The organism is Streptomyces sp. MMBL 11-1, assembly GCF_028622875.1.
Lineage (GTDB): Bacteria > Actinomycetota > Actinomycetes > Streptomycetales > Streptomycetaceae > Streptomyces.
On the sequence record NZ_CP117709.1, the window covers coordinates 3,642,225 to 3,665,725 of the forward strand.

Annotated in this window: 19 protein-coding genes; 13 read left to right on the forward strand and 6 right to left on the reverse strand. The window is 71.9% G+C overall.

Going from position 1 to position 23,501, the window contains the following annotated elements:
• Positions 1 to 134: 134 nt before the first annotated feature.
• The 3 genes from PSQ21_RS15705 to PSQ21_RS15715 form a co-directional block, all read right to left on the reverse strand.
• On the reverse strand, positions 135 to 500 hold the full coding sequence (locus tag PSQ21_RS15705) for a hypothetical protein (protein WP_274031133.1): 366 nt from the start codon (positions 498 to 500) through the stop codon (positions 135 to 137).
• 259 nt (positions 501 to 759) lie between these two features.
• The gene (locus PSQ21_RS15710) at positions 760 to 1,839 is read right to left on the reverse strand and encodes a hypothetical protein (protein ID WP_274031135.1); all 1,080 of its coding nucleotides are present in this window, start codon (positions 1,837 to 1,839) and stop codon (positions 760 to 762) included.
• Positions 1,840 to 2,235: 396 nt separating this feature from the next.
• Entirely contained in the window at positions 2,236 to 2,694 is a 459-nt protein-coding gene (locus PSQ21_RS15715) for an NUDIX hydrolase (RefSeq protein ID WP_274035790.1), read from the reverse strand.
• 18 nt (positions 2,695 to 2,712) lie between these two features.
• On the opposite strand from PSQ21_RS15715, the gene PSQ21_RS15720 reads away from it, so the two are divergent.
• From PSQ21_RS15720 to PSQ21_RS15740, 5 genes are all read left to right on the forward strand, one after another.
• Positions 2,713 to 3,492: a GntR family transcriptional regulator gene (locus PSQ21_RS15720; RefSeq protein ID WP_274031137.1), complete on the forward strand. Its 780-nt coding sequence runs from the start codon at positions 2,713 to 2,715 to the stop codon at positions 3,490 to 3,492.
• Positions 3,493 to 3,823: 331 nt separating this feature from the next.
• Positions 3,824 to 4,150 carry a hypothetical protein gene (locus PSQ21_RS15725; RefSeq protein WP_274031139.1) on the forward strand — a complete coding sequence of 109 codons (327 nt, stop codon included), beginning with the start codon at positions 3,824 to 3,826 and terminating at the stop codon, positions 4,148 to 4,150.
• Positions 4,138 to 5,256, forward strand: a complete 1,119-nt coding sequence (locus PSQ21_RS15730) for a radical SAM protein (protein WP_274031140.1) — start codon at positions 4,138 to 4,140, stop codon at positions 5,254 to 5,256. The genes PSQ21_RS15725 and PSQ21_RS15730 overlap by 13 nt, the downstream gene beginning before the upstream one ends.
• The gene (locus PSQ21_RS15735; RefSeq protein WP_185299620.1) at positions 5,253 to 5,390 is read left to right on the forward strand and encodes a hypothetical protein; all 138 of its coding nucleotides are present in this window, start codon (positions 5,253 to 5,255) and stop codon (positions 5,388 to 5,390) included. The genes PSQ21_RS15730 and PSQ21_RS15735 overlap by 4 nt, the downstream gene beginning before the upstream one ends.
• A gap of 105 nt (positions 5,391 to 5,495) precedes the next feature.
• Positions 5,496 to 6,317, forward strand: a complete 822-nt coding sequence (locus PSQ21_RS15740) for an aminoglycoside phosphotransferase (RefSeq protein WP_274031141.1) — start codon at positions 5,496 to 5,498, stop codon at positions 6,315 to 6,317.
• Between the two features lie 119 nt (positions 6,318 to 6,436).
• Here the strand turns inward: PSQ21_RS15740 and PSQ21_RS15745 are convergent, their stop codons facing one another.
• Together PSQ21_RS15745 and PSQ21_RS15750 are read right to left on the reverse strand one after the other, a co-directional pair.
• Complete coding sequence (locus tag PSQ21_RS15745) at positions 6,437 to 6,922, reverse strand: hypothetical protein (RefSeq protein WP_274035791.1); 486 nt, start codon at positions 6,920 to 6,922, stop codon at positions 6,437 to 6,439.
• Between the two features lie 207 nt (positions 6,923 to 7,129).
• Positions 7,130 to 7,774 (reverse strand): dihydrofolate reductase family protein, encoded by a 645-nt coding sequence (locus PSQ21_RS15750; protein WP_274031142.1) that lies wholly within the window; start codon positions 7,772 to 7,774, stop codon positions 7,130 to 7,132.
• Between the two features lie 145 nt (positions 7,775 to 7,919).
• Between PSQ21_RS15750 and PSQ21_RS15755 the strand changes: the two genes are divergently transcribed.
• The 4 genes from PSQ21_RS15755 to PSQ21_RS15770 all read left to right on the forward strand — a co-directional run bounded on the left by PSQ21_RS15755 (position 7,920) and on the right by PSQ21_RS15770 (position 11,170).
• Entirely contained in the window at positions 7,920 to 8,474 is a 555-nt protein-coding gene (locus PSQ21_RS15755; protein ID WP_274031143.1) for a flavoprotein, read from the forward strand.
• Positions 8,475 to 8,731: 257 nt separating this feature from the next.
• The gene (locus PSQ21_RS15760) at positions 8,732 to 9,202 is read left to right on the forward strand and encodes a cation:proton antiporter regulatory subunit (protein WP_274031144.1); all 471 of its coding nucleotides are present in this window, start codon (positions 8,732 to 8,734) and stop codon (positions 9,200 to 9,202) included.
• Positions 9,203 to 9,204: 2 nt separating this feature from the next.
• Positions 9,205 to 10,524, forward strand: a complete 1,320-nt coding sequence (locus tag PSQ21_RS15765; protein ID WP_274031145.1) for a cation:proton antiporter — start codon at positions 9,205 to 9,207, stop codon at positions 10,522 to 10,524.
• Between the two features lie 190 nt (positions 10,525 to 10,714).
• Positions 10,715 to 11,170 (forward strand): tellurite resistance TerB family protein, encoded by a 456-nt coding sequence (locus tag PSQ21_RS15770; protein WP_274031146.1) that lies wholly within the window; start codon positions 10,715 to 10,717, stop codon positions 11,168 to 11,170.
• A gap of 212 nt (positions 11,171 to 11,382) precedes the next feature.
• Here the strand turns inward: PSQ21_RS15770 and PSQ21_RS15775 are convergent, their stop codons facing one another.
• Positions 11,383 to 12,456, reverse strand: a complete 1,074-nt coding sequence (locus PSQ21_RS15775; protein ID WP_274031147.1) for a PucR family transcriptional regulator — start codon at positions 12,454 to 12,456, stop codon at positions 11,383 to 11,385.
• 449 nt (positions 12,457 to 12,905) lie between these two features.
• On the opposite strand from PSQ21_RS15775, the gene PSQ21_RS15780 reads away from it, so the two are divergent.
• From PSQ21_RS15780 to PSQ21_RS15795, 4 genes are all read left to right on the forward strand, one after another.
• A complete protein-coding gene (locus PSQ21_RS15780; RefSeq protein ID WP_274031148.1) occupies positions 12,906 to 13,592 on the forward strand; it encodes a hypothetical protein in 687 nt (228 codons plus the stop codon).
• A gap of 191 nt (positions 13,593 to 13,783) precedes the next feature.
• Positions 13,784 to 15,922 (forward strand): flotillin family protein, encoded by a 2,139-nt coding sequence (locus PSQ21_RS15785; RefSeq protein WP_274031149.1) that lies wholly within the window; start codon positions 13,784 to 13,786, stop codon positions 15,920 to 15,922.
• A gap of 399 nt (positions 15,923 to 16,321) precedes the next feature.
• Positions 16,322 to 21,400, forward strand: a complete 5,079-nt coding sequence (locus tag PSQ21_RS15790) for a DNA repair ATPase (RefSeq protein ID WP_274031150.1) — start codon at positions 16,322 to 16,324, stop codon at positions 21,398 to 21,400.
• Positions 21,401 to 21,429: 29 nt separating this feature from the next.
• Complete coding sequence (locus PSQ21_RS15795) at positions 21,430 to 23,463, forward strand: NAD-binding protein (RefSeq protein WP_274031151.1); 2,034 nt, start codon at positions 21,430 to 21,432, stop codon at positions 23,461 to 23,463.
• Positions 23,464 to 23,501 lie beyond the last annotated feature (38 nt).

Here is a 23,501-nt window from a genome sequence, read left to right on the forward strand (position 1 = left end):
TGCCCTGTCCCGGGAGCGCTCCGTCCGGCCTGCCTCTCCGTCGGCCTTCTCGCCGCACGCGTACCGTCAGGGCAGGCCCTCGGCCAAGCACGGACACGGACCGGACCTGACGCCGAACACCGAAACCGGTCGGTTCAGGGCTGGCTCTTCTCGATGGCGTCAAAGATGTCGGCATCGGTCTCCTGCTGCCAGACCGGAAGGTCGGGCCAGTCCGCGACGTAGCCCGGCTTGGGATCATCGAAGTGCTTGAACATCTGGGCCGTCCAGCACAGCGCGACGAAGCGACCACGCTGTTCACGCGAAAGCCGGGAAACATGCCCGCCGCTGATCTCGACGAACTGGCGCACCTGCTCGTACACAGCCCCGGCCTCCTCGCGTTCCCACTGCGGGGTGCCCTCCCACGGGGTGACGTAACCGGCCTTCGGCTCACCAGGGAAATGGCGACGCACTCCCGCGATCCAGGCTTCCCGGAACAGTCGTGCACCCTCGGTCTGCGGCATGCCATTCCCTCTCGTCACGGTGTACCCGGCGCGGCGATGTCCGCCCCCCGCTCCGCCACACGGAGGTCACGGCTCAGGGGACCGAACTCGCCGTACAGCTTTCGGAGTCTACGGACGATGTATCCGGATCCGGAGGACCGCGCACGGGCAACGACCTCCTTGATCGCAGGCCCCCGCAGGCCGTCCGCACTCCGCCCGAATGCGTGATCCGCCCACGGGTTCCCGCCGGTTACGGCCCACTCGGTTGCGGCAGAGCCCACTACAGAGAACCGGACCCCCCGGGCACCCCCGCAGCAGCAGCCGTAGCAAGCCGTCCCCGCCACCCGTCCGGGTCGCGCCCGGCCTCCACGGCGGCGGCAGCGTCGTCGGCGAGGTCGACGCCGAGGTCCGCGGCCCGGCGCTCGGCCCAGCGGGCCCAGGCGGCGGCCTGCTGGCAGTCGGGGCACTCGGTCTCCCCGGCCATGGAACGGAAGACGTGCTCGGTCCCGGGCCCGGTGCAGGTGACGAGGGGCGCGACGTACCGGGCGGCGGGCGGGGGCGGGGGGTTCGAGGGCGGACGCTGCGGCTCGGCGTCGGGGCGTGCGGGGATGGCGGCTTCGGGCAGTTTCTGCTCCAGCCGGTGCCGCAGGAACCCCACGGCGCACCGCACTCCGTCGTGCGGCAGGTTGCTGCTCAGCACCTGCCGCAGTTCGCCGCCGGAGACCCCGCGCCGCAGCCACTCCACCGTCTGCGCGATGAGCGAACGAGCCTCGGCGACACCGAGGCGGAGACCACGGCTCACGTCCCGGAGCGACAACAACACCCGCTCGGCCTCCGCCTCTTCAGCCGTCAGCGGTGCCACAGGCACTTCCGCGTCCGCGCCCGGGGTTTCGGTGGGTGGGTGGGGAAAGTTCTTCTCCCGTTCTTCGTCCACCGGTAGTTGATGACCGGCCGTCCGGGGCCCCGGCTGACCGACGGTCGGAAACCGCGCACTCGGAGACGAGGCGACACCGACACCGACGCCGATGCCCGCGTCGCACCACAGCGCCAGGACCTCCCCCTCGGCCATCGGCACGTTGGCGAACACCTGCTGGGTGACCCAACGCCCACGCTCCCCGCAGACCCGCCGCTCATGCACGAACCCGCACAGGACCAACTGCTCCTTGGCCCGCTGGAACGCCCGCCCCTTGATACCCAGATTCCGGGCATGCTCGGACAACGCCAGATCCGTGGCACCGTCCGGCAACCCCTGAACGTAAAGAATCAGAACCTTCGCGTCACTGCACAGACGCGGATGACGCACGACATCGTGCGAAGCCTTCGTGTAGCGCCGAGACGGCGCGATAGCATGCCAAAGCATCCCGGTGGGACCTGTATTTCCACTCGTTGGGTGAAGGCCCTCGGCACGGTGCTCGAACACCACCGGGGGCCGCCCCATGTGCGGGAACACACAGAGCGTGATGACGCGATCACGGTACCGCAGTCGTGAAGGCATGCGGACCAAAAGACGGAACACCCCACCCGACCAGGTGACTTACTGACTCCGTGGGCGCATGCGCGACGACGGCCACACACCCGGAACGGGAGCATCGGCCCTCAGCCGGCCGATGCGGGTCGGGGTGGGCCGGTTGATGACCGCGTGCGGAATGCCCGTGAGGAATCCCGGAGAATCACGCCTGGATGTTCCAGGTCCTTGGCAGAGGGCTCGCCTCGTTCGCCCCTGCGGGCCGCCGAAGCGATAAGGCCGGCTCATGAATCACGAGAGCTTTCGGCCGTCATGGGTACGCACGCGGGGCGCACCGTCCAGCAGGGCATCGGTGACCCGGACCGCGTAGACCTCGGCCATGCGGCTGGCCACCTCATCGGGGGTGAACCACTCGACTGCCGCTGACTCGTCCGACAGTTGCTCGTTGCCACCCTCGACACGGCAGCGGAAAACCAGGGCGACGATGCCTCGGGCAGTGTTCTTGTAGACGCCGGTCAGGCGGTCCACCCTGATCTTGACGCCGGTCTCCTCGTAGACCTCACGTCGGACGCCGTCCTCGGGGGCCTCGGTCAGTTCGAGCACCCCACCGGGCGGCTCCCAGGTTCCGTTGTCCGCCCGCTTGATCGTGAGCACCCTGCCGTCCTCCCGGACGACCACCCCGGCTACGGAGACGGAGTGGAGCGGCGTTGACGGGGTTTCCTGACGGATGTTACTCATGTACATGAGAATAGGAGACTCAGAAGGACTATGGCGAGTAGCGATGTGACCTCTTCGGCCAAGGCGAAGTATCTCCAGATTGCCGACGACCTTGCCGCGCAGATTCGGTCCGGCGCTCTGGGAGCCGGGGCTGCCGTACCGAGCGAGACGGCCCTCATGGAGCGGTACGGCGTCGCCTCGGGCACCGTACGCAAGGCGGTGGCCGAGCTACGGGCGACGCAGTTGATCGAAACCCACCACGGCCGGGGTTCGTTCGTCCGGTCCCGGCCGCCCGTGCAGCGCAAGTCCTCCGACCGGTTCCGCCGCACGCACCGGAAGGCGGGTAAGGCGGCTTACCTCGCGGAAGCCGAACAGAGCGGTGACAAGCCGTCCGTGACAGTCCTCTTCATCGGCCCCACCGAGGCACCGCAGGAGATCGCCGAGCGGCTGGGCGTTCCCGCCGGTTCCCAGGTCCTCGCCCGCAAGCGCCGCTACTTCAGGGAGGGCGTGCCCACGGAAGAGGCCACCTCCTACCTCCCGTGGGACGTGGCGAAGGACATCCCGGAGATGTTCGCCGAGAATCCCGGCGGCGGCGGGATCTACGCCCGCCTCGAAGACCACGGCCACACTCTCGCGGAGTTCACGGAGACCGTACGGGCACGCCTCGCGACGAAGGCCGAGGCGACCGCACTCGCACTGAGCCCGGGCTCTCCCGTGATCCACCTGGTCCGGAACGCGGAAACCAAGGCCGGACGGGTCGTGGAGGTGTGCGACACCGTCATGGCCGCCGACCAGTTCGTGCTGGACTACCGCTTCCCCGCAGCTGATTGATCCGACATCAGGAGATCGTCCCGCGAGCAGGCATCGCCGCCGACCGCTTGACTCATGTACAGGAGTGCTGCATTCTCTCAAGAGACACTCATGTACATGAGTGACGGAGATGCTCTCTTCTACATGAGGTGCTCATGCCGCCGTTCAAGGTTGCCGAAGTACGGATGACGCTGCGGGTCTCACGCGACTCTGGCCGGACGTGGGGGCCCCTCACCGAGGTACGCGTGGGTGACAACCCGGTACCCGCCGACAACTCCGGCGTATTCCCGCCCTGCACATGCGGGCAGTGCACGGAGCGGACCTCCATCGACCGCCTGCGGATGGTGTCGTGATGCGGTGCGTTCACTGGCGCCGGGTGCCGCTGGAGCTGGCGCGGGAGGCTCGGCAGCAGGCCCCGGCCGGATGCGTCGACAGGGCTGCCCAGTGCCAGCTGTCGGTCCATGAGGGCGACGAGCACTACGGCCTCCTGGCCGAACTCGACACGTACGGCACCGCCCTCTGGCTCCGCTGGCGCGGGGCTTACGTGGACCTGGTCGTACTGCGGGACTGCCCGGTGGCAGGGCCGGGTCCCGACGGTGACGGCTGCTGTCTGTTCGTCGGCCACACCGAGCAGCACACCTGGAGAGACGCCTCGGAGGAGGCCCTGTGCACCAGTTGATCGCGACCCCGTACAACGGAACGTTCCTGATCGCCCGCCCCGGCTCCAAGGGCGGCATGCGTATCCCCCGAGTGCTGTACGAAGAACTGGCCTCGTCTGCCGAGAGCACCAGCCCTCTGCCCAGTTGGCTCCTCGCCCACGCACGTACGGCCTGGGGCCTGGACCTGGCCGACGCGGTGATGCGCGACTCCGTTCGCGTACGCCCTGAGACCCGTCTCGGTTACGGCCGGGCCACGTACGAAATCAACAAGGGCTGCAACTTCAACTGCGAGCACTGCTACCTCGCGGAGCGGAGGTTCGAGGGGCTGCCCTGGCCGGACAAGGCCCGGCTCCTGCGCCTGCTGCGGGATGCCGGGGTGCTGTGGCTCCAGTTCACCGGCGGTGAACCCCTGATCGACCGGGACTTCGTGGACGCGTACGCGCTCGCCCATCGGTCCGGGATGCTGATCGAGATCCTGACCAACGGCTCCCGGCTCCACCGCCCCGAGATTATCGAGCTCCTGCGCGACCTGCCGCCGCACAAGGTGACCGTCTCCCTCTATGGGGCGACCCCCGACAGTTTCGACTCGCTCACCCGGAAGCCGGGAGCGTTCAAGCTGGTCGAGAAGGGGCTTGTCGCGGCACGCGAGGCCGACATCGCGCTGGAACTGGCGCTGATCATCACCCGGCACAACGCCCATGAGCTGGACGCCATGCGGGCCCTCGCCGAACGGTACGGGGCGAGCCGTCAGGAGTACGGAACGATCTCCCCCACGTACACGGGCACGCCCGAACCCCTCGCCGCGCAGGCCCCTGGCTTCCTGGACAAGAGCAGCGTCTTCAAGGGCTGCCCCGCCGGCCACACCTTCTTCCACGTCGACCCGCACGGTCTGGCGACCATGTGCAAGGTCGGCCGCGAGAATCCCATCGACCTCATGACCGAGGGCCTTGACGGACTCCTCCGTCTGCCCGGCATCGCCGATGCCCAGATGCTTCGCACCGGTGGCTGCGGCGGCTGTCAGCTCTCCGGCACCTGCCGGGTCTGCCGACCGCTTGCCAAGGCGTACCAGGAGGCGAAGGCATCACTGAACACCTACTGCCAACACGGAAGCGAGGAAGCGTCATGACCGCTGTCATGGTGGAGATCGGCCCCCGGCCGCCGGCCACGGAGGAGCCCGAGGGGGTGGTCCTCCTGGACGACCTGGAGGTGCTGGCCGAGGGCGCAATCCCGGGCTGCAACGACGACAACCCCTACCGGTAGACAACCGGCCGGAAAGAACCGCGGGGGCCTCGGGACGTTCTTCCACCCGAAGCCCCCGCACCACCGCGCACCCACCTGCCCGCACCCGAGGAAGAGTGAAGCCCCATGGCGACCGTCCGCATCGGCCTCGACCGGCTGCCGTCCGCTGCCCGCGCCGCCGTCGAAGAGCACACCGGCCCCCTTTTCGCGGTCAAGGAGACGGACGGGGGTTTCAACAGCGAGATCGCGGCCCGCGTCACCTCCGCCACGGGCACCTGGCACATCAAGGGCCTGCGCACCGACCACCCCCGCGCCTGGACCCAGCGCCGGGAGGCCGCCGTCGCCCCTTTCCTCACCAGCCTGGCCCCCGCCCTCCGCTGGCGCGTCGAGACCGCCGGATGGGACCTCCTCGGGTTCGAAGCCCTCGACGGCCACCACGCCGACTACGCCCCCGGCTCCCCCGACCTCCCCGAAGTCGCCGCCCTCCTGCGCCGCCTCGGCGAGACCCCCTGCCCCGGCATCGAACTGCGCCACGCCGGACAACGCCTGGCGCACTACGCCGCCCACCCCGACGACCTCCGCTTCTTCGCCGGAAGCCATCTCCTGCACACCGACCTGAACAACACCAACGTCCTCGTCGACGAACACGCCCCCCGGGGCGATCGAGCCCGCCTGGTCGACTGGGCCTGGGCAACCCGCGGAGCGGCCTGGCTCGACGCCGGTTACTGGGTCATCTGGCTCATCGCCTCCGGCCACACCCCCGCGTCCGCCGAGCAGTGGGCCGCCGAGATCCCCGCCTGGCACACCGCCCCCGCCGAGGGCATCACCGCCTTCGCCACCGCCAACACCGCGCTCTGGTCAGAGATCAGCACAGCCGACCCCGGCCCGTGGACCCTGCGTCTCGCGACCGCCGCCACCGCCTGGCACGCACACCGCAGAGCCGGATGAACCGCGCCTCCACTCGCGTGAGCCGAAGGAGTGCCGTCCCAGGGGCCGGGGTCGATCTCGGTGATGTCCGCGTGCGCCGGGCCGGCGGGGGCCGGAGCGCCAGTCCTCGCCCGCCCCTCCTACTCCGCCCCCGACTCCACCTGCGTCATCGCCTCCGTGATCATGCGGGTCGCGAAGTTCTGGTCGTCCGTCATGCGGTTGATGTGTTCGGCGAGCAGGAACGCCGTCGCCTCCAGCGGGGTCAGTTCCGCGTCCGTCCAGTCTCCGTACTGCTTGCGCCACAGGGTGGGGCTCAGGCCGGTGGCGGCCGCGATGGCCATGCCCGCCATCGTGGGTACGGCCTCGGGCGGGACGCTTTTCGGCAGCATCTTCAGGGAGGTGACGAGGGTCGGGACCACGTATTCGACGACATCCTTCCCGTGCGCCTCGTGGGCCTCCCGGAGCCACTTCATGTACAGGTAGATGAGCGTGCATGTCCCGTCCAGCACGTCGTCGACGCCTTCCGGGCCCAGCGACGAGAGCAGTTGCTGGGTCAGTTGCTCCTGCTCGGGGTCGGTCCCGCTCTCGTCCGCGTGGACGGTCCTGATCCGGGAGTCGATCAGCATCAGCGCCGCGCCCACATCGCCGGCGGGAGCGTGTCGAGGTTCGAAAGGCGACACGGCGGAAGTCCTTTTCGGGGAGGCTGCGGTGGGCAGCGTGCGGGATCCGGGGCGCACTTCGTACCTCTGCGCACTCGGACGACTACGCAGATGAGTCTCCACGATCCCCGGCGGCCTCGCCCCGCACTTCGTGGATTCGGCCGCCCCTCGCCGTCACTTCCGCCAGAACAGGTGGTGCGTCATGCCGCTCGGGCTCGGAACGACGTCCATGTGGTACCGGTCGAGCAGTTCGTCGGGCGACTCCCACAGACGCAGGCCGGTGCCCAGCTCCACCGGCGCGACCGCCACGTGCAGGGTGTCGACCAGGCCGGCGTCGAGGAACTCACGGATCGTGGTCACTCCGCCGCCGAGCCGCACGTCCTTGCCTTCCGCCGCTTCCCGCGCCCGGTCGAGGACCGTCGCCGGGTCGCCGTCGACGAAGTGGAACGTGGTGTCCGACAGCGTGAACGACGGGCGCTCGTGGTGGGTCATCACGAACACCGGTGTGTGGAACGGGGGTTCCTCGCCCCACCAGCCCTGCCACTCGTGGTTCTCCCAAGGGCCGCGCTGGGGGCCGAACTTGTTGCGGCCCATGATCTCGGCGCCGATGTTGTGCGCGAAGTCCCGCGTGAAGTAGTCGTCCAGGCCCCGGCTCCCGCCCGGCTCCGCGCGGTTCGGCCAGCTCGCCGTCGCCCCGGCCCAGGAGAAGAGCCGCCCGGGGTCGACATGACCGAACGGCCGCTCAAGCGACTGCTCCTCCCCGGCGGCGATGCCGTCGCCGGAGACGGTGAAGTTCTGGACTTTCAGCAGCTGAGTCACGCGTTTCCCCTGCTTCTGTGCGGTCAACGACGGTGGTGGGACCCCACGGAGAGGGAAAACTCATCGGTCGGGGGGCGGAGACCACCTCGCGTCTCCTCACCACCCCATCACACCGCCCGCGCTTCAGCGATCCAGGAGAGTCCTCGTGAGCGATCAGTCCGGCCGCCAGGCCCGTAAACCGTTCCTGTACGTCGTCGTCTGCGCGGCCGGGGTCGCCCGTGACGTCGACCGGCTGTTCGCCGCCGCGCGGGACGCCGGGTGGGAGGTGGGCGTCATCGCCACCCCGCAAGGGCTCGGGTTCCTCGACGTGGCGGCCGTCGAGGCGCGGACCGGATACCCGGTCCGCTCCGCCTGGCGCTCCCCCGGAGACCCCCGCCCGCTGCCGGACCCGGATGCCATCGCCGTCGCGCCCGCCACGTTCAACACCATCAACAAGTGGGCGGCCGGGATCTCGGACACCCTGGCCCTCGGCATCCTCTGCGAGGCGTACGGGCTCGGCGTCCCCACCGCCGTCCTCCCGGCCGTGAACTCCGCCCTCGCCGCGCACCCGGCGTACGTCGAGAGCCTGCGGCGGCTGCGCGGCATGGGCGTCCTCGTCAGCACCCGCACACCGCACACGCCCACGTCCGGTGACACGGCACCCTTCCCGTGGGAGGACGCCCTGGAGCTGCTCGCGCCCGTGCTCCCCGCGCGGACCTGACCGTACGCGGGGGAGGGGCCCGGGCGGCTCCGGCTCGCCCCCCGTACACGAACACCCGTACACGAGCACCCTGGGGCAGTTTTCGGCCAGGACCGTGAGGCCGGTCCTGGCAGGAACGCACGAGGGTGCCTGGTCACATCGCCCCGTACGGCCGCCGGCCGGAGCCCTCTGACGGATTTTCGCCACCCGATAAGGTAATGGCCGGATAAAAAGGCCACCAAGTGCGCGCGCACCGCCGCACGTCTCGGGAGGAAGCCATGGGAACCCGCCGCACGTCACTGCCCGGAGTGGGAGCTCAGTACGACTTCACCACCGAGACGGGCCAGCACATCTCGGTCGTCGTCCACCACGACGGTCGCCGGTTCATCGGGTTCTACCAACAGGACGACCCTGATGCGTGCCAACTCTCCGTCCCCCTGACGACGTCCGAGGCCACCGCGCTCGCGCACCTCATCGACGCCGCGCCCATCGACGCCGTACGGACCAAGGGCATCGACCTCGTCACCGAGCACATCCCGCTCGGGGCCCGCTCCCCGTACGGCGGGCGGCTGCTCGGGGAGACGCGGGCACGGACACGGACCGGGGCGTCCATCGTGGCGGTGCTGCGCACCCACAGCGCGCACCCGTCCCCGGAACCGGATTTTCGACTGGCCATCGGGGACACACTCGTCGCCGTCGGTACGCGTGAGGGCGTCGACGCGCTCTCCGAGATCATTGCGGAGGGCTGACCGTGCATGACACGACCGCGTTGTTGGTGGAGCTGGGAGCCGTCATCCTCGGGCTGGGGCTCGTGGGACGGATCGCCGGGCGGATAGGCCTCTCCCCGATCCCGCTCTACCTCCTCGCCGGGCTGGCGTTCGGACACGGAGGGCTGATTCCGCTCAAGGCCAGCGAAGAGTTCACCATGGTGGGCGCCGAGATCGGCGTCATCCTGCTGCTTCTCCTGCTGGGGCTCGAATACAGCGCGTCCGAGCTGGTCACCAGCCTCAAGACGCAGTACCCGTCCGGCGCCGTGGACTTCGTGCTCAACGCGACGCCCGGCGCCGTCGCCGCCCTGGTCCTCGGCTGGGGGCCGGCGGGCGCCGTCGCGCTCGCCGGTGTCACCTGGATCTCGTCATCCGGGGTGATCGCGAAGGTCATGACAGATCTCGGCCGCCTCGGCAACCGCGAGACCCCGGTCATCCTCGGCGTCCTCGTCATGGAGGACCTGGCGATGGCGGTGTACCTGCCGCTGCTCACCGCCATGCTCGCCGGGGTCAGCCTGGCCGGCGGCAGCCTCGCGCTGGTGATCGCGCTCGGGGCCGTCGGACTCGTCCTCTACCTGGCGCTCCGCCACGGCCGCCTGATCAGCCGCGCGGTCTCCTCCGACAACCCGGAGATGCTGCTGCTGGTCGTCCTCGGCCTCACCGTCCTGGTCGCCGGTGTCGCCCAGCAGCTCCAGGTGTCCGCGGCCGTCGGCGCGTTCCTCGTCGGCATCGCGCTCTCCGGCGAGGTCGCCGAGGGTGCCCGGAAGCTGCTCACCCCGCTGCGGGACCTGTTCGCCGCCGTGTTCTTCGTCTTCTTCGGGCTCTCCACGAACCCGGCCGACATACCGCCAGTGCTGCTGCCCGCGGCCCTGCTGGCCATCGTCACCACCCTCACCAAGATCGCCACCGGCTGGTACGCCGCCCGGCGCGCCGGCATCGGCTCGCGCGGCCGCTGGCGGGCGGGCGGCACCCTCGTGGCACGCGGCGAGTTCTCCATCGTCATCGCCGGTCTGGCCGTGGCCACCGAGCCCCGTATCGGCCCCGTCGCCACCGCGTACGTCCTGATCCTCGTCATCATCGGCCCGCTCACCGCCCGGTGGACGCAGCCCGTCGTGGCGAGGATCGAAGCCCGCCGCGGCGGCGGCAAGGGCCCGGGCACGGGCACGGTCGCGGGCACGGACGCGGGCCCGGGCACGGACGCGGGCCTCGCGGAGAAGGAACCCGTCGCGAAGTCCGCTCCCGAGCGCCGGCTGCTGTCGCACGACGACCTCACCCCCGAACCGGCGGGCGAGACGCGCGAGTAGCCGCCCCCGCCCCGCCCTGCTCTGCCGCTGCCGCCCCGGCCGCACACCCCCTCCGCCGAAGCCCCCGGACACCCGCGTCGTGTCCGGGGGCTTCGGCATGGGAGGTGCCCACCATCAACATCTACACGACTGTAGAGTTGCACCGGTTCCGGTTCGGTTCCGGATTCGCACCGCAACGTAGGGAGACGTCATGGCTCTGTGGGATCGCATCAAGGAATCCGCGTCGTCGATGCAGACGCAGCTGGAGGCGAAGAAGCACGAGCTGAAGTCGGGGTCGTTCCGGGACGCGAGCATGGCCATGTGCGCTCTCGTCGCCGCCGCCGACGGTTCCATCGACCCGTCGGAACGCCAGCGCGTCGCGACGCTCATCTCGACCAACGACGTCCTGCGGAACTTCCCCGCGGACGACCTTCAGCGCCGCTTCAACGCCTACGTCGACCAGCTCACCACCGACTTCGCGTTCGGCAAGGTCAGCGTGGTCCAGGAGATCGCCAAGGCGAAGAAGAAGCCGGCCGAGGCCCGTGCCGTCATCCAGATCGGCATCGTCATCGGCGGCGCCGACGGCGACTTCGACGCATCCGAGCAGGCCGTCGTGCGGGAGGCGTGCTTCGCGCTCGACCTGCCGCCGCACGAGTTCGACCTGTAGGGCGCACCCACCAGGACCGCCGGTGCGGTCGCGCGGTCCGGCCGACCACCGGTCCGCGTCCCCGTCCCCACCGGCAGGCCGGGGGTACGTCACCCCCCTGAGCGCACCCCCGGCCACCCCCTGCCCTCCCGCCGCTCCGGCAGACGGCCGTCTCAGCCCCTCGGCCGGCCAGTCCAGCAGGTCTCAGCCCCTCGGCCGGCCAGTCCAGCAGGTCACAGCTCCTTGGCCGGCCAGTCCAGCAGCCGGGCCCCGATGACCGCCGTCTGCAGGCTGTAGCGGTGCACCGGGTCCGAAGGGTCCGAGCCGGTCAACTGGTGGATGCGCTCCAGGCGGTACGTCAGCGCCCGTACGCTCAGCGCCAGCCGGCGCGCGGTCTCGGCGGCGACACAGCCCGCGTCGAAGTAGACCGCCAGCGTGTTCAGCAGCGGTTCCGCGCCGCCCCTCGCCTTCTGGAGCGGCCCCAGCGCACTGCGCACCAGATCGGCCATCGCCTGCTGGTCCCGGGTCAGCACCGGGTAGACCATGAGGTCCGAGGCGTACAGGACGGGGTCGTCCATCCCCATCCGGTCCGCCAGGTCGAGCGCCTGGAGCGCCTCGTCGTACGAGTGGACCACCCCGCCGGGACCCTTGTGCGGGCGGCCGACCGCGACCTGGCCGCCGTCCGTCGCCGCGTGCGCCTGCTTGGCGAAGTAGCGCAGGACGTCCGGCTGGCTGCCCGGCGCGATGCAGACGATCCGGCCGTCCTTCGTCGTCAGCAGGATCTTGCGGCCGCCGAACCGCGCCAGCAGCGCCGCCTCCACACTGCGCGGCACCACGTCCGTCTCCGTGTACGCCTCCGGGCCCGACGCCACCGCCACCGCGTGCGCCCGGGAGAGCCGCAGGCCGAAGCGGGTCGCCCGCTCCGCGAGCCGCACCAGATCGCTGCGCCCGTAGAGCAGGTCGTCGATGAACTCCCGGCGCGCCGCCTCCTCCCGCCGCACGGTGAGCCGCTGGGCACGCTCGAACCCCTCGGCGAACGCGTCGACCGCCTGCTCCACGGCGGCCAGGACCGCGTCGGTTGCGGCGGGGGAGTTTCCGGCAGCCGCACGTGGCCAGGCCTCACGGGTCTGCGCCAGATGCATCGTCACCAGAGCGCGCAGCTGATGGCCCGCGTCCGCCGCCGCACGGCCCAACGCACGGCGCGCTTCCAGCTCGTCACGCGTCAGACGTCGGCCAGTGAGGGCGACTTCGCCCAGGATGTGGGCATAATCGCCCAGCATTTCCTCGGGAATCGTCAGCTCGGCCACGCGATCTCCTTCAGCCCTGCAACAGTCTGGTCATTTCCCCAACGCACATCGGGCGGTGCCGGTGCCCGGCACTAGCGAAGCGTGAAGATTGCCGGGATCCGGCAATGCGATGTGCGGGCCCAGGATGTCACGATCAGGTCAGCAACAACACGGGGGAAATACACGGGGGAAGCACGGGGGAGCACGGGGGAAGGGGGGCGCAGGCCCCTCCCGGGCCCCGGATCCCGCACCGTCCACGGAGATCGGGGGCGATGCGGAATCCGGGAGCCGGGATCCGACGGGGGGAGTCCCGAGGGGGACGCTCCGGCCACCGCGGCAGGTTCCGACAACGCCGCGAGCGCCGGGCCCCGCCCGCCCGCCGACCGGCCGCTCACCGCCCCCGTACCGGATCACACGGACGCGCACCGCCTCACCAGGGCCCGTGCGCAGAACCGCAGGGGGCGGGACCGATGGACGAATTCCTGAGCGCGGCACTCGCGTTCCCCGCCGTCATCTTCGGCGCCGCGCTGGTGGTCGTCGTCTGCTTCTGGCTGCTGGTGCTCGCCGGGGCCGCCGGCCACGACTCCTTCGACGGGGACCTCGACACCGGCCCGGCAGGTCTCGGCGGTGTCCCGGTCTCCGTCTCCGTCTCCCTGCTGGTCGTCTTCGCCTGGTGCGGCAGCCTGACCGGCACGGTCCTGCTGCGCCGCGGCGAGACCGGCGGCGCCACCCGCGCCGTCCTCTCCGTCGCCGTCCTCGCCGGGGCGCTGGTCCTCTCCTGGGCGGCCGTCCGCCTCCTCGTCCGCCGCTTCCGCCGGCACTTCCCGGCGGAACCGCCGCCATCGCGGCTGGACTTCGTCGGGAGCCTCTGCACGATCCGCACCGGCTCCGTCACCGCGACGTTCGGCCAGGCCGAGGTCGTGTCGCCCGACGGTTCGACGGCCATCGTGCAGGTCCGCACGGCCGGGCCGTTCGCGTCCGCCTCCCGGCTCTCCGGGCCGGCCACCGAGGAAGCCCCGCTCGTCATGGGCGGCTCCGGACTCCTCTACGCGTACGACGAGGACGGCGAGTTCTTCTGGGTCTCGCCCTACGACACGGCGCTCGATCCGGGCCCGGCCACCAGACCGCGCCAACTGCCGGGCGGGGCGCACGGCTGACCGGACGGACCACCGGGCCACCGGGACACCAGGCCCACCGGGCCACCGGACACCCCGACACCCGGACACCCGGATTTCCGGCCGCCGGGAACCACCGCCGCAGACCGGCCACCCGGCCGTCACCGTGACGACCGGCCACCCCTACTTCGCTTGTGCCACTTCCGTACCGACAAGCCGCCAAGGACTCTTCAATGGATGCCATCTCCTTGGGCATCGGCGTGCTCATCGCCGTTGTCCTGCTCATCGTCATCGCCATCGCCTTCGTCGTCACCCGGCTGTTCCGCAAGGTCGAGCAGGGCAAGGCGCTGATCATCTCCAAGACCAAGAAGGTGGACGTCACCTTCACCGGCGCGGTCGTCCTGCCCGTGCTCCACAAGGCCGAGACGATGGACATCTCGGTGAAGACGATCGAGATCCGCCGCGCCGGGCGCGAGGGCCTGATCTGCCAGGACAACATCCGCGCCGACATCCAGATCACCTTCTTCGTCCGGGTCAACAAGACCGTCGAGGACGTCATCAAGGTCGCGCAGTCCATCGGTACGGGCCGGGCCAGCGACAAGGTCGCCATCCAGGAGTTCTTCGCCGCCAAGTTCTCCGAGGCGCTCAAGACCGTCGGCAAGCAGCTCGACTTCGTCGACCTGTACACCAAGCGCGAGGAGTTCCGGGACCGGATCATCCAGGTCATCGGCACCGACCTGAACGGCTACCACCTCGACGACGCCGCGATCGACTTCCTTGAGCAGACCCCGATGGCCCAGCTCGACGGGGCCAACATCCTGGACGCCCAGGGCATCCGGAAGATCACCGAACTGACCGCGATCGAGCACGTGCGCACCAACGAGTTCCAGCGCACCGAGCAGAAGGAGATCACGCGGCAGGACGTCGACGCCCGCGAGACGATCCTGGAACTGGAGCGCCGGCAGGCCGAGGCGGAGATCAAGCAGCGCCGCGAGGTGGAGGTCCTGCGGGCCCGCGAGGAGGCTGCCACCGCCCGGGTGCAGGAGGAGGAGCGGCTCGGTTCGCAGAGCGCGTTCATCAAGACCGAGGAGCAGCTCGGCATCCAGCGCGAGAACCAGGCGCGGGAGATCGCCGTCGCCCAGAAGAACCGTGAGCGCGTCATCGCCGTCGAGAGCGAGCGCATCGAGAAGGACCGGATGCTGGAGGTCATCGGGCGCGAGCGCGAGACCGAGCTGAACCGGATCGCCGCCACGAAGGAGGTCGAGGCCGAGCGCCGCGAGGTCGCCGACGTCATCCGGGAGCGGATCGCGGTGGACCGCACGGTCGCGGAGCAGGAGGAGTCGATCCTCACCCTGCGCGCCGTCGAGGACGCCGAGCGGTCCCGCAGGTCGGTCATCATCGCGGCCGAGGCGGAGGCCCAGGAGAAGCTGGTCAAGGACATCAAGGCGGCCGAGGCGGCGGAGGCGGCGTCCACGCACCTGGCGGCCGAGCAGCTCACGCTCGCCGAGGCCCGGCTCAAGACCGCGGACCTCGACGCGCAGGCCAAGCTGCGGCTCGCCGAGGGCATCCAGGCCGAGACGGCCGCTTCCGGGCTCGCCGCCGTACAGGTGCGGGACGCGGAGGCCGACGTCATCGAGAAGGCCGGTCTCGCGGAGGCCGGGGCGACGGAGGCGCGGCTGAAGGCCGAGGCGGAGGGCGCGCGGCTCAAGGCGCTCGCCACGGCGGAGGGCACCGCGGCCCAGGCGACCGCCGACGCGGCGGTCATCGGCGAGAAGCTGAAGGCGGAGGCCGCGGGGCTGACGGAGAAGGCGGCCGCGATGGCGGCGCTGGACGAGGCCTCGCGTGGGCACGAGGAGTACCGGCTGCGGCTGGAGGCGGACAAGGAGATCCGGCTGGCCGGCCTCGAAGTGCAGCGGCAGGTCGCCGAGGCGCAGGCGACGGTCCTGGCGACGGGCCTGGAGAACGCCGACATCGACATCGTCGGCGGCGACTCCGTCTTCTTCGACCGGATCGTCTCGTCGATCTCGCTCGGCAAGGCGGTGGACGGGTTCGTGGAGAACTCGGGGACCGCGCAGACGTTGGCCGGGCCGTGGCTGGACGGGTCGTCCTCGTTCACGGACGACCTCACACGGGTACTGGGCTCGGTCTCCACGGGGGATGTGCAGAACCTGACGGTGTCGGCGCTGCTGATGCGGCTCATGGGGCCGGGCTCGTCGGGGGCGGCGTCCGGGCAGATGGGGCAGCTGCTGGCGGCGGCGAAGGACCTGGGTCTCGCGGATCTGCCGGTGTCGTCGCTGACCGGCGGCGCGAAGGCCGCTCCCGCGGGCGGGGCGGTGTCCCGGAACGGGGCGGAGCCCACGCCGGTCGGGTAGCACGCTGACGGCCGGCCGGGAACCAGTCCGGCGGGGGCCGGCGCCAGTCCGGCGGGGTCGGCGCCAGTCCGGCGGGCCCGGCGCCCACCCAGCCCGTCCGGCGTTTGAGGACGGAACCCTCGGCCGGGAGGGGCCGGCGGTCTGCGTGTGCGTCCCACGGGGGTGGGCGCACCAGGACCTGCCTGCCCCGCACGCGAGGAGACCGGCCCCCCGGCCCGGCAGCACCGGCCCGGCCAGGTAGCACCGGCCCGGCCCGGTAACACCAGGCCCGGCCCGGCCACCAGGCCCGCCAGGGAGTGCCGACCCGGCCCGGCAGCACCGGGCCGCCCAGGCAACACCAGGCCGCCCAGGCAGCGCCGGGCCGGCTGAAGACGATGGAACACGTAGGGAGCCGTACGCATGGACAGCGACACCACCGCCACCTCCACCGCGCCGCAGGACACGCAGAGCGGCACGGGCGATGTGGACGCCGGCGCCTACGAGGTGCTGCGGCGCCGGCTCTCGGCACAGGCCGGGGAGCTGGTGCGACGGGCCGAGGCCCTCAACGTGCGGCGGACCGAGGAGTTCGGGTCGACCGGGCTGCGGCTGCTGGCCACCGAGCAGGTGCGCACCGAGCGGGCCTCCGTGCCGCGTGACCTCGTCGCGGTGGGCGGGCAGCTGCTCTTCGGTTTCGAGCGCGGGCCGGGCGCGCGCGGCGAGGCCGGTGTCGAGGACGTCCTCCTCGTACGGGACTGCGCGCCGGAGGAGGGCGCTCCCGGAGCGGAGAGCGCCCTCCTCGAAGATGAGGCTTTCCGGCGCGAGTTCTCCTCGCTCCACCGCTACTTCCGCGACGCCCGCCTGCTGCGGCTGCGCCGCGTCGACGGCAGGCTCCTCGCCGTCTTCCGGACCGGGGAGAACGCCGAGGACATCCGCGTGCTGCGCTGGGCGCTCGGGCCGGACGGCTCTCCGGGGGCGTTCCTCGACGCGCAGGGCGAGCGCGACCACGTCTTCCCGCCCTCCCACGACTTCGACTGGACGGTCGCCGGGCGGGACGCCCACGTTCCCGGGCGGCACCCGCACATCGCCATCGGCAAGGGCGGCGGGCTCTACGTCGACACGCTCGGCGGCACCCTCACCGTCAAGGTCACCGACGACACCGAGTCCCCGGACGGGATCTACGAGGAGCCCGTCGACGAGCCGTTGCAGTCGCTGGCCGACGCCGACGTCGAGTACGCGGAGGTCGGGCCGCTGGTGCTGCTGCGCGTGCGTCCGTACAAGGAGGACACCTGGCGGCACCTGGTCTTCAACTCGCTGCTCGCCACCGTCCAGCGGCTCGACGGCATCGGCCCGTCGTGCCACCGGCTCCCCGAGGACCAGGGGATCATCTTCCCCGGCGGCTACTACCTCACCACCGGCACCGCGAAGACCTTCGACACGGCGGAGGAACTGGCCGAACCGGTCTTCGAGGGCGCGGTCCGCTCGCCCAACGGGGAGGACGTGCTCTACGTCTTCCGCTCGCGCGACGGGCTGCGCAGCCTCCTCCTCCCCTACAACCTGATCCGCCAGGAGGTCGCCACCCCGCTCACCGGGCGCGGGCACGCGCTGCTGGACGACGGGACGCTGATCCTGCTCCGGGACACCCCGGACGGGCCCGCGCGCGTGCACCCCCTGCAGCGCTGGCAGACGCCGTACGTCTCCGACACCTACGCCGCCGCCCGCCCCGTCGGCACCGGCCCGCTCGCCCGGACCGGCAACGCCGACCTGGTGCGCGGGATCTCCGACTGCCTCGCCCTGGCCCACGGTGTACGGGACATGACGCCGACGACCGCCGTGTACGGGCGGCTCGCCGCCGACTGCGCCCGCGCCCAGGATCGTTACCACTGGCTGGCCGACCCCGAACTGGGCTCTCTCGCCGAGCCGTTGGGAGAGCTACGGGCCACCGCACAGCAGGTGCTGGCCGAGTTCACCGCCGTACAGGAGCTGACCCGGCGGGCCGCCGACGCGCTGGAGGAGACCGCCGCCCGCATCACCGCGCTGGTGCGCCGGGTGCGCGGCGAGGTGCCCGGGTCCGCGTCCGCGTGGGTCGAGCGGCTGACCGAACTGCGCCAGGTCCACGGTCACTTGGCGACGGTCGGCGACATGCGGTACGCCGATGTCGAGCGCGTCGCGGAGCTGTCGGCCCGGACCGAGGACGACATCGCCTCGGCGGCTCAGCGGGCCGTCTCCTTCCTCGCCCGCGAGGACGCGTTCGACGGCTACCACGAGGACATCGCGGGGCTCGTGGCCGACGCGGGTGCGCTGGAGACCGTCCGGGACGCGTCCGCCGTGACCGACCGGCTGTCCGCGATGACGGAGGGGCTGGCCACCGTCACGGACGTGGTCGCCGGTCTCGACATCGGCGACGCCACCGTACGTACGTCGATCCTGGAGCGGATCGCCGAGGTGCTGGGCGGGGCGAACCGGGCCCGCGCCACGCTCGACGCGCGCCGCCGGGAGCTGCTGTCGAAGGAGGGGCGGGCCGAGTTCGCCGCCGAGTTCGCGCTGCTCGGGCAGGCCGTCACGGGCGCGCTGGCCGCCGCCGGCACCCCGGAGACGTGCGACGACCAACTGGCGCGGCTGCTGCTCCAGTTGGAGAACCTGGAGTCGCGGTTCGCGGAGTTCGACGACTTCCTCGCCGAGCTGGCCGAGCGCCGCACCGAGGTGTACGAGGCGTTCTCGGCGCGCAAGCAGACCCTCCAGGACGAGCGGGCGCGGCGCGCGGAGCGGCTGGCCGGGTCGGCGGGCCGGGTGCTGGAGACCATCGCCCGGCGGGTGGCCTCGCTGGAGGACCTCGACGCCGTCCACACCTACTTCGCCTCCGACCCGATGGTCGCCAAGGTCCGCCGCACGGCCGAGGAGCTGCGCGAACTGGGCGATCCCGTCCGGGCGGAGGAGCTGGACGGGCGGCTGAAGGCGGCCCGCCAGGAGGCGGGCCGCGCCCTGCGCGACCGCACCGAGCTGTACGCGGACGGCGGGTCCGTGATCAGGCTGGGCCGCCACCGGTTCGCCGTGAACACCCAGCCGTTCGACCTGACGCTCGTACCCGCCGGGGACAGCCTCGCCTTCGCCCTGACCGGGACGGACTACCGGGCCCCGGTCACCGACCCGGCGTTCGCGGAGGCCCGGCCGTACTGGGAGCAGCTGCTCCCCTCCGAGAACGCCTCCGTCTACCGTGCCGAGCACCTCGCCGCCCGCCTCCTCGACGAGCACGGGGCCCGGCGCCTCGCCGCACTCACCGACTCCGAACTGGCCCGGCTGGTGCGGGAGTCGGCCGCAGAGGCATACGACGAGGGGTACACGCGGGGCGTCCACGACGAGGACGCCACCGCGATCCTGACCGCGCTGCTGCGCCTGCACGCGGACGCGGGACTGCTGCGCCACGAGCCGGCCGTCCGCGCGGCGGCCCAGCTCTTCTGGGCGTACGGGGCCGACGAGGCGCTGCGCGCCTCCTGGACGAGGCGCGCGGTGTCCCTGGCGCGCGCCCGCGACACCTTCGGGCTCGCCCCGGCCATCGACGCCCTCCAGGAGGAGTGGGCGGCGGCGATCGGCTCCCCGTCCCCGTCGGCGCCGGGTCACGCCGTCGCCGCGTACCTCTTCGAGGAGCTGACTACCGGGCCCGCCGGATTCGTCGTGGGCTCCTCGGTCCGCGCCTTCCTGGACGCCTTCCACCGGGAGGCCGGCCCCGACGCGTACGGCGACGATCTCGCGGCCCTCGGCGACGACCGGGCCGCCCGGCAGCAGCTCGTGGAGGGCTGGCTCGCCCCGTACGCCGAGACGGCGGCGGCCGGCGGCGGAATTGGCCTCGACGGCGGCGACCTGGCGGAGGCCGTGGCGGTGGAGCTCTGCCCGGAGCTGGAGCGGTACGCCTGCGACGCTCCGCTCACCGAGCGCCTGGAGGGCCTCCTCGGCGACCACCCGCGCATCGCGGACGGCGGGGCCCTCACCGTACGGATCGACGAACTCCTCGCCCGTACCGCTGAGTTCCGTACCCGCACCGTGCCCGGCTTCCGCGCCTACCAGCGGCTGCGCACCTCCCTGGTGACCGCCGAGCGCGGGCGGCTGCGGCTGGACGACCACCGGCCGCGCGTGATGTCGGCGTTCGTCCGCAACCGGCTGCTCGACGAGGTGTATCTGCCGCTGATCGGCGACAGCCTGGCCAAGCAGCTCGGCACCGCCGACGCCGACCGGCGCACCGATTCACAAGGGCTGCTGCTGCTCGTCTCGCCGCCCGGCTACGGCAAGACGACGCTCATGGAGTACGTCGCGGACCGGCTCGGCATGGTGCTCGTCAAGATCAGCGGGCCCAACCTGGGCCACGACGTGACCTCGCTCGACCCGGACCGGGCCCCGAGCGCCACCGCCCGGCAGGAGATCGAGAAGATCAACTTCGCGCTGGAGGCGGGCAACAACACGCTCCTCTACCTCGACGACATCCAGCACACCTCGCCCGAACTGCTCCAGAAGTTCATCCCGCTGTGCGACGCCACCCGGCGTATCGAGGGTGTGCGGGACGGCGAGCCGCGCAGCTACGACCTGCGCGGCAAGCGGTTCGCGGTGTGCATGGCGGGCAACCCGTACACCGAGTCCGGCGAGCAGTTCCGGATCCCCGACATGCTCGCCAACCGGGCCGACGTCTGGAACCTCGGCGAGGTCCTCAGCGGCCGGGACGACGTCTTCGCGCTGAGCTTCGTGGAGAACGCCCTGACCGCCAACCCGGTCCTCGCCCCGCTGGCCGCCCGGTCCCGGGAGGACCTGGCGCTGCTGGTGCGGCTGGCGGGCGGCAGCGACCCGGCGGCCCGCGCGGAGCACCTGGAACACCCTTACAGTGCTGCCGAGTTGGACCGCGTCCTGGCCGTGCTGCGCCATCTGCTCACCGCCCGGGACACCGTGCTCGCGGTGAACGCGGCGTACATCGCGTCGGCCGCGCGGACGGATGCCACGCGCACCGAGCCGCCGTTCCGGCTCCAGGGCTCCTACCGCAACATGAACAAGATCGCCGAGCGGATCGTGCCCGTCATGAACGACGAGGAGCTGTCCGCCGTCGTCGACGACCACTACGCGGGCGAGGCCCAGACGCTCACCACGGGGGCCGAGGCCAACCTCCTCAAGCTGGCCGCCCTGCGCGGGACGCTCACCGCCGAACAGGCCGAGCGGTGGGCGGCGATCACCGCGTCCTACGTCCGTACGCAGGCGCTCGGCGGACCGGACGGCGACCCGATGACCCGGGCCGTGGCCGCGCTCGGTCTGCTCGCGGACCGCATCGCGGCGGTCGAGACCGCGATCCAGCGCGCGGCGGACCCCCGGCACCTGCTGGCGGGCCCTGCGGGGCCTGCGGGGTCGGTGGGACCTGCGGGGCCTGCGGAGCTGGCGGGGCCGACGGCCTCGGCGAACCCGCCCGGCGCGGTGAACCACCAGGTCACGCCCGACCGTCGTGCGAAGATCACCAGCACTCCACACTGATCGGGAAGACCAGCCGGAAGGATCACGGCATGCTGGGTTTCGTGCCTCCACTTCCTCAGCAACCGGGACGCCCGCCGTCCACCGGCCACATGATCGTCTGCGGTGACGACGCCCTGGCGCGCCGGCTCGCCGTGGAGCTGCGCTACGTCTACGGGGAACGGGTCACCCTGCTCCTGCCCCCGGGCCGGGACGCGAACAGCCCCGAGACGCCGCTGACCCAACGGGGAAGGGCGGCGGCCCTGTTCGGCCGGATGTCGGCGGCGATGAACCGCGCGGGCAGCGGCACCGGAACGGCCGGCGGCGGCAACAGCGGCACCGGCAGCGGCACCAGCAGCAGCGACACCAACGCCGGAGTCGAGGCCGTCCGCATCATGGAGGCGCCCGAACCCTCCGACGACGTACTGGAGGAGGCGGGCGTCGACCGGGCCGCCGCCCTCGCGCTCGTCTACGACGACGACGAGCGCAACATCCGCGCCGCCCTGACCGCCCGCCGCCTCAACCCCCGTCTGCGGCTGGTCATCCGGCTCTACAACCGCAAGCTCGGGCTCCACCTGGAGGAGCTGCTCGACCAGGCGGCGGCCGTCGCCATGCCCGGCATCGACCCGGCGCTGCTGGACGCCTCCACCACCGTCCTGTCCGACGCCGACACCGCCGCCCCGGCCCTCGCCGCCACCGCGCTCACCGGCAGCAGCAAGGTCATCCAGGCGGAGGGCCTGCTCCTGCGCGCCGCCGAACGCCCCCCGCCCCGCCCCGGCGAGGCGGCCGACCCCGGCCTGTGCACCCTCGCCCTGCTCTCCTCCACCACCAACGACCCGGCGGGCGCCGAGGGTTCGGACAGCAGTGGCGACGAGGCCCCCCAACTGCTGCCCGACGAGAGCGCCGTCGCCGCCGCGACCGGCCGGGGCACGGTGGTCCTCGAAACGGTCAGCCGGGCCGACCCGGACCGTCCGGCCACCCGCATGGGCGGCAGGGGCGCCCCGCTCTCGCAGGTCTTCTCCCGCAGGCTCCGCTGGTCGGCCCTCGGCGTCGCGGCCTCCGTGGTCGCCCTGGTGATCGCCTCGGTCGTGACCACCAAGGACAGCGTGGTGCACTCCACCTACCTGACGCTGCTCGACCTGCTGTCGATGGGCGACCCGGCCGAGGGCGGAGGGGACGCCCGGCAGATCATCCAGCTCCTCTCCGGCGTCGCCGGCCTTCTCCTGCTCCCCCTGCTGGTCGCCGCCGTCCTGGAGGCGTTCGGCACCCTGCGCACCGCGTCCTCGCTGCGCCGCCCACCGCGCGGTCTGTCGGGGCACGTGGTGCTGCTGGGGCTGGGAAAGATCGGTACGCGGGTCCTCGTACGGCTCCGCGAGCTCGACATCCCCGTGGTCGTCGTCGAGGAGGACCCCGAGGCGCGGGGCATCCCGCTGGCCCGCTCGATGCACGTGCCGACCGTCATCGGCGACGTCACCCAGGAAGGCGTCCTCGAAGCGGCCAAGATCTATCGCGCCCGCGCCCTCCTCGCACTCACCAGCATCGACACGACGAACCTGGAGGCGGCGCTGTACGCCCGCTCGGTGAAGCCGGACCTGAGGGTCGCACTGCGGCTGTACGACGACGAGTTCGCGACCGCCGTCTACCGCACCCTGCGCACCGCGCACCCCCAGGCCCTGACCCGCTCGCGCTCGGTCTCCCATCTCGCCGCGCCGGCGTTCGCGGGCGCCATGATGGGCCGCCAGGTCCTCGGCGCGATCCCGGTCGAGCGCAAGGTGATGCTGTTCGCCGCCCTGGAGGTCGCGGGGCACCCGCAGTTGGAGGGCCGCACGGTCGAGCAGGCGTTCCGGGCGGGGGCCTGGCGGGTCCTGGCCATCGACGCCACCCCGCCCGCCGACCGCAACCCCGACCTCGCCGCCCCGCTGCCGTTCGACCCGGAGGGCGACGTGGCGCCGCCGCCCTCCGGCCTGGTCTGGGACCTGCACCCCGGCTACGTCCTGCGCGCCCAGGACCGGGTGGTGATCGCCGCCACCCGCCGGGGCCTCGCGGAGCTGCTGCGGCGGCAGCGGGCGGTGGTGCCCAGGCAGTAGCGCCTGGGCACCACCGGGAGCCTGGGGCCGGGGGGCGT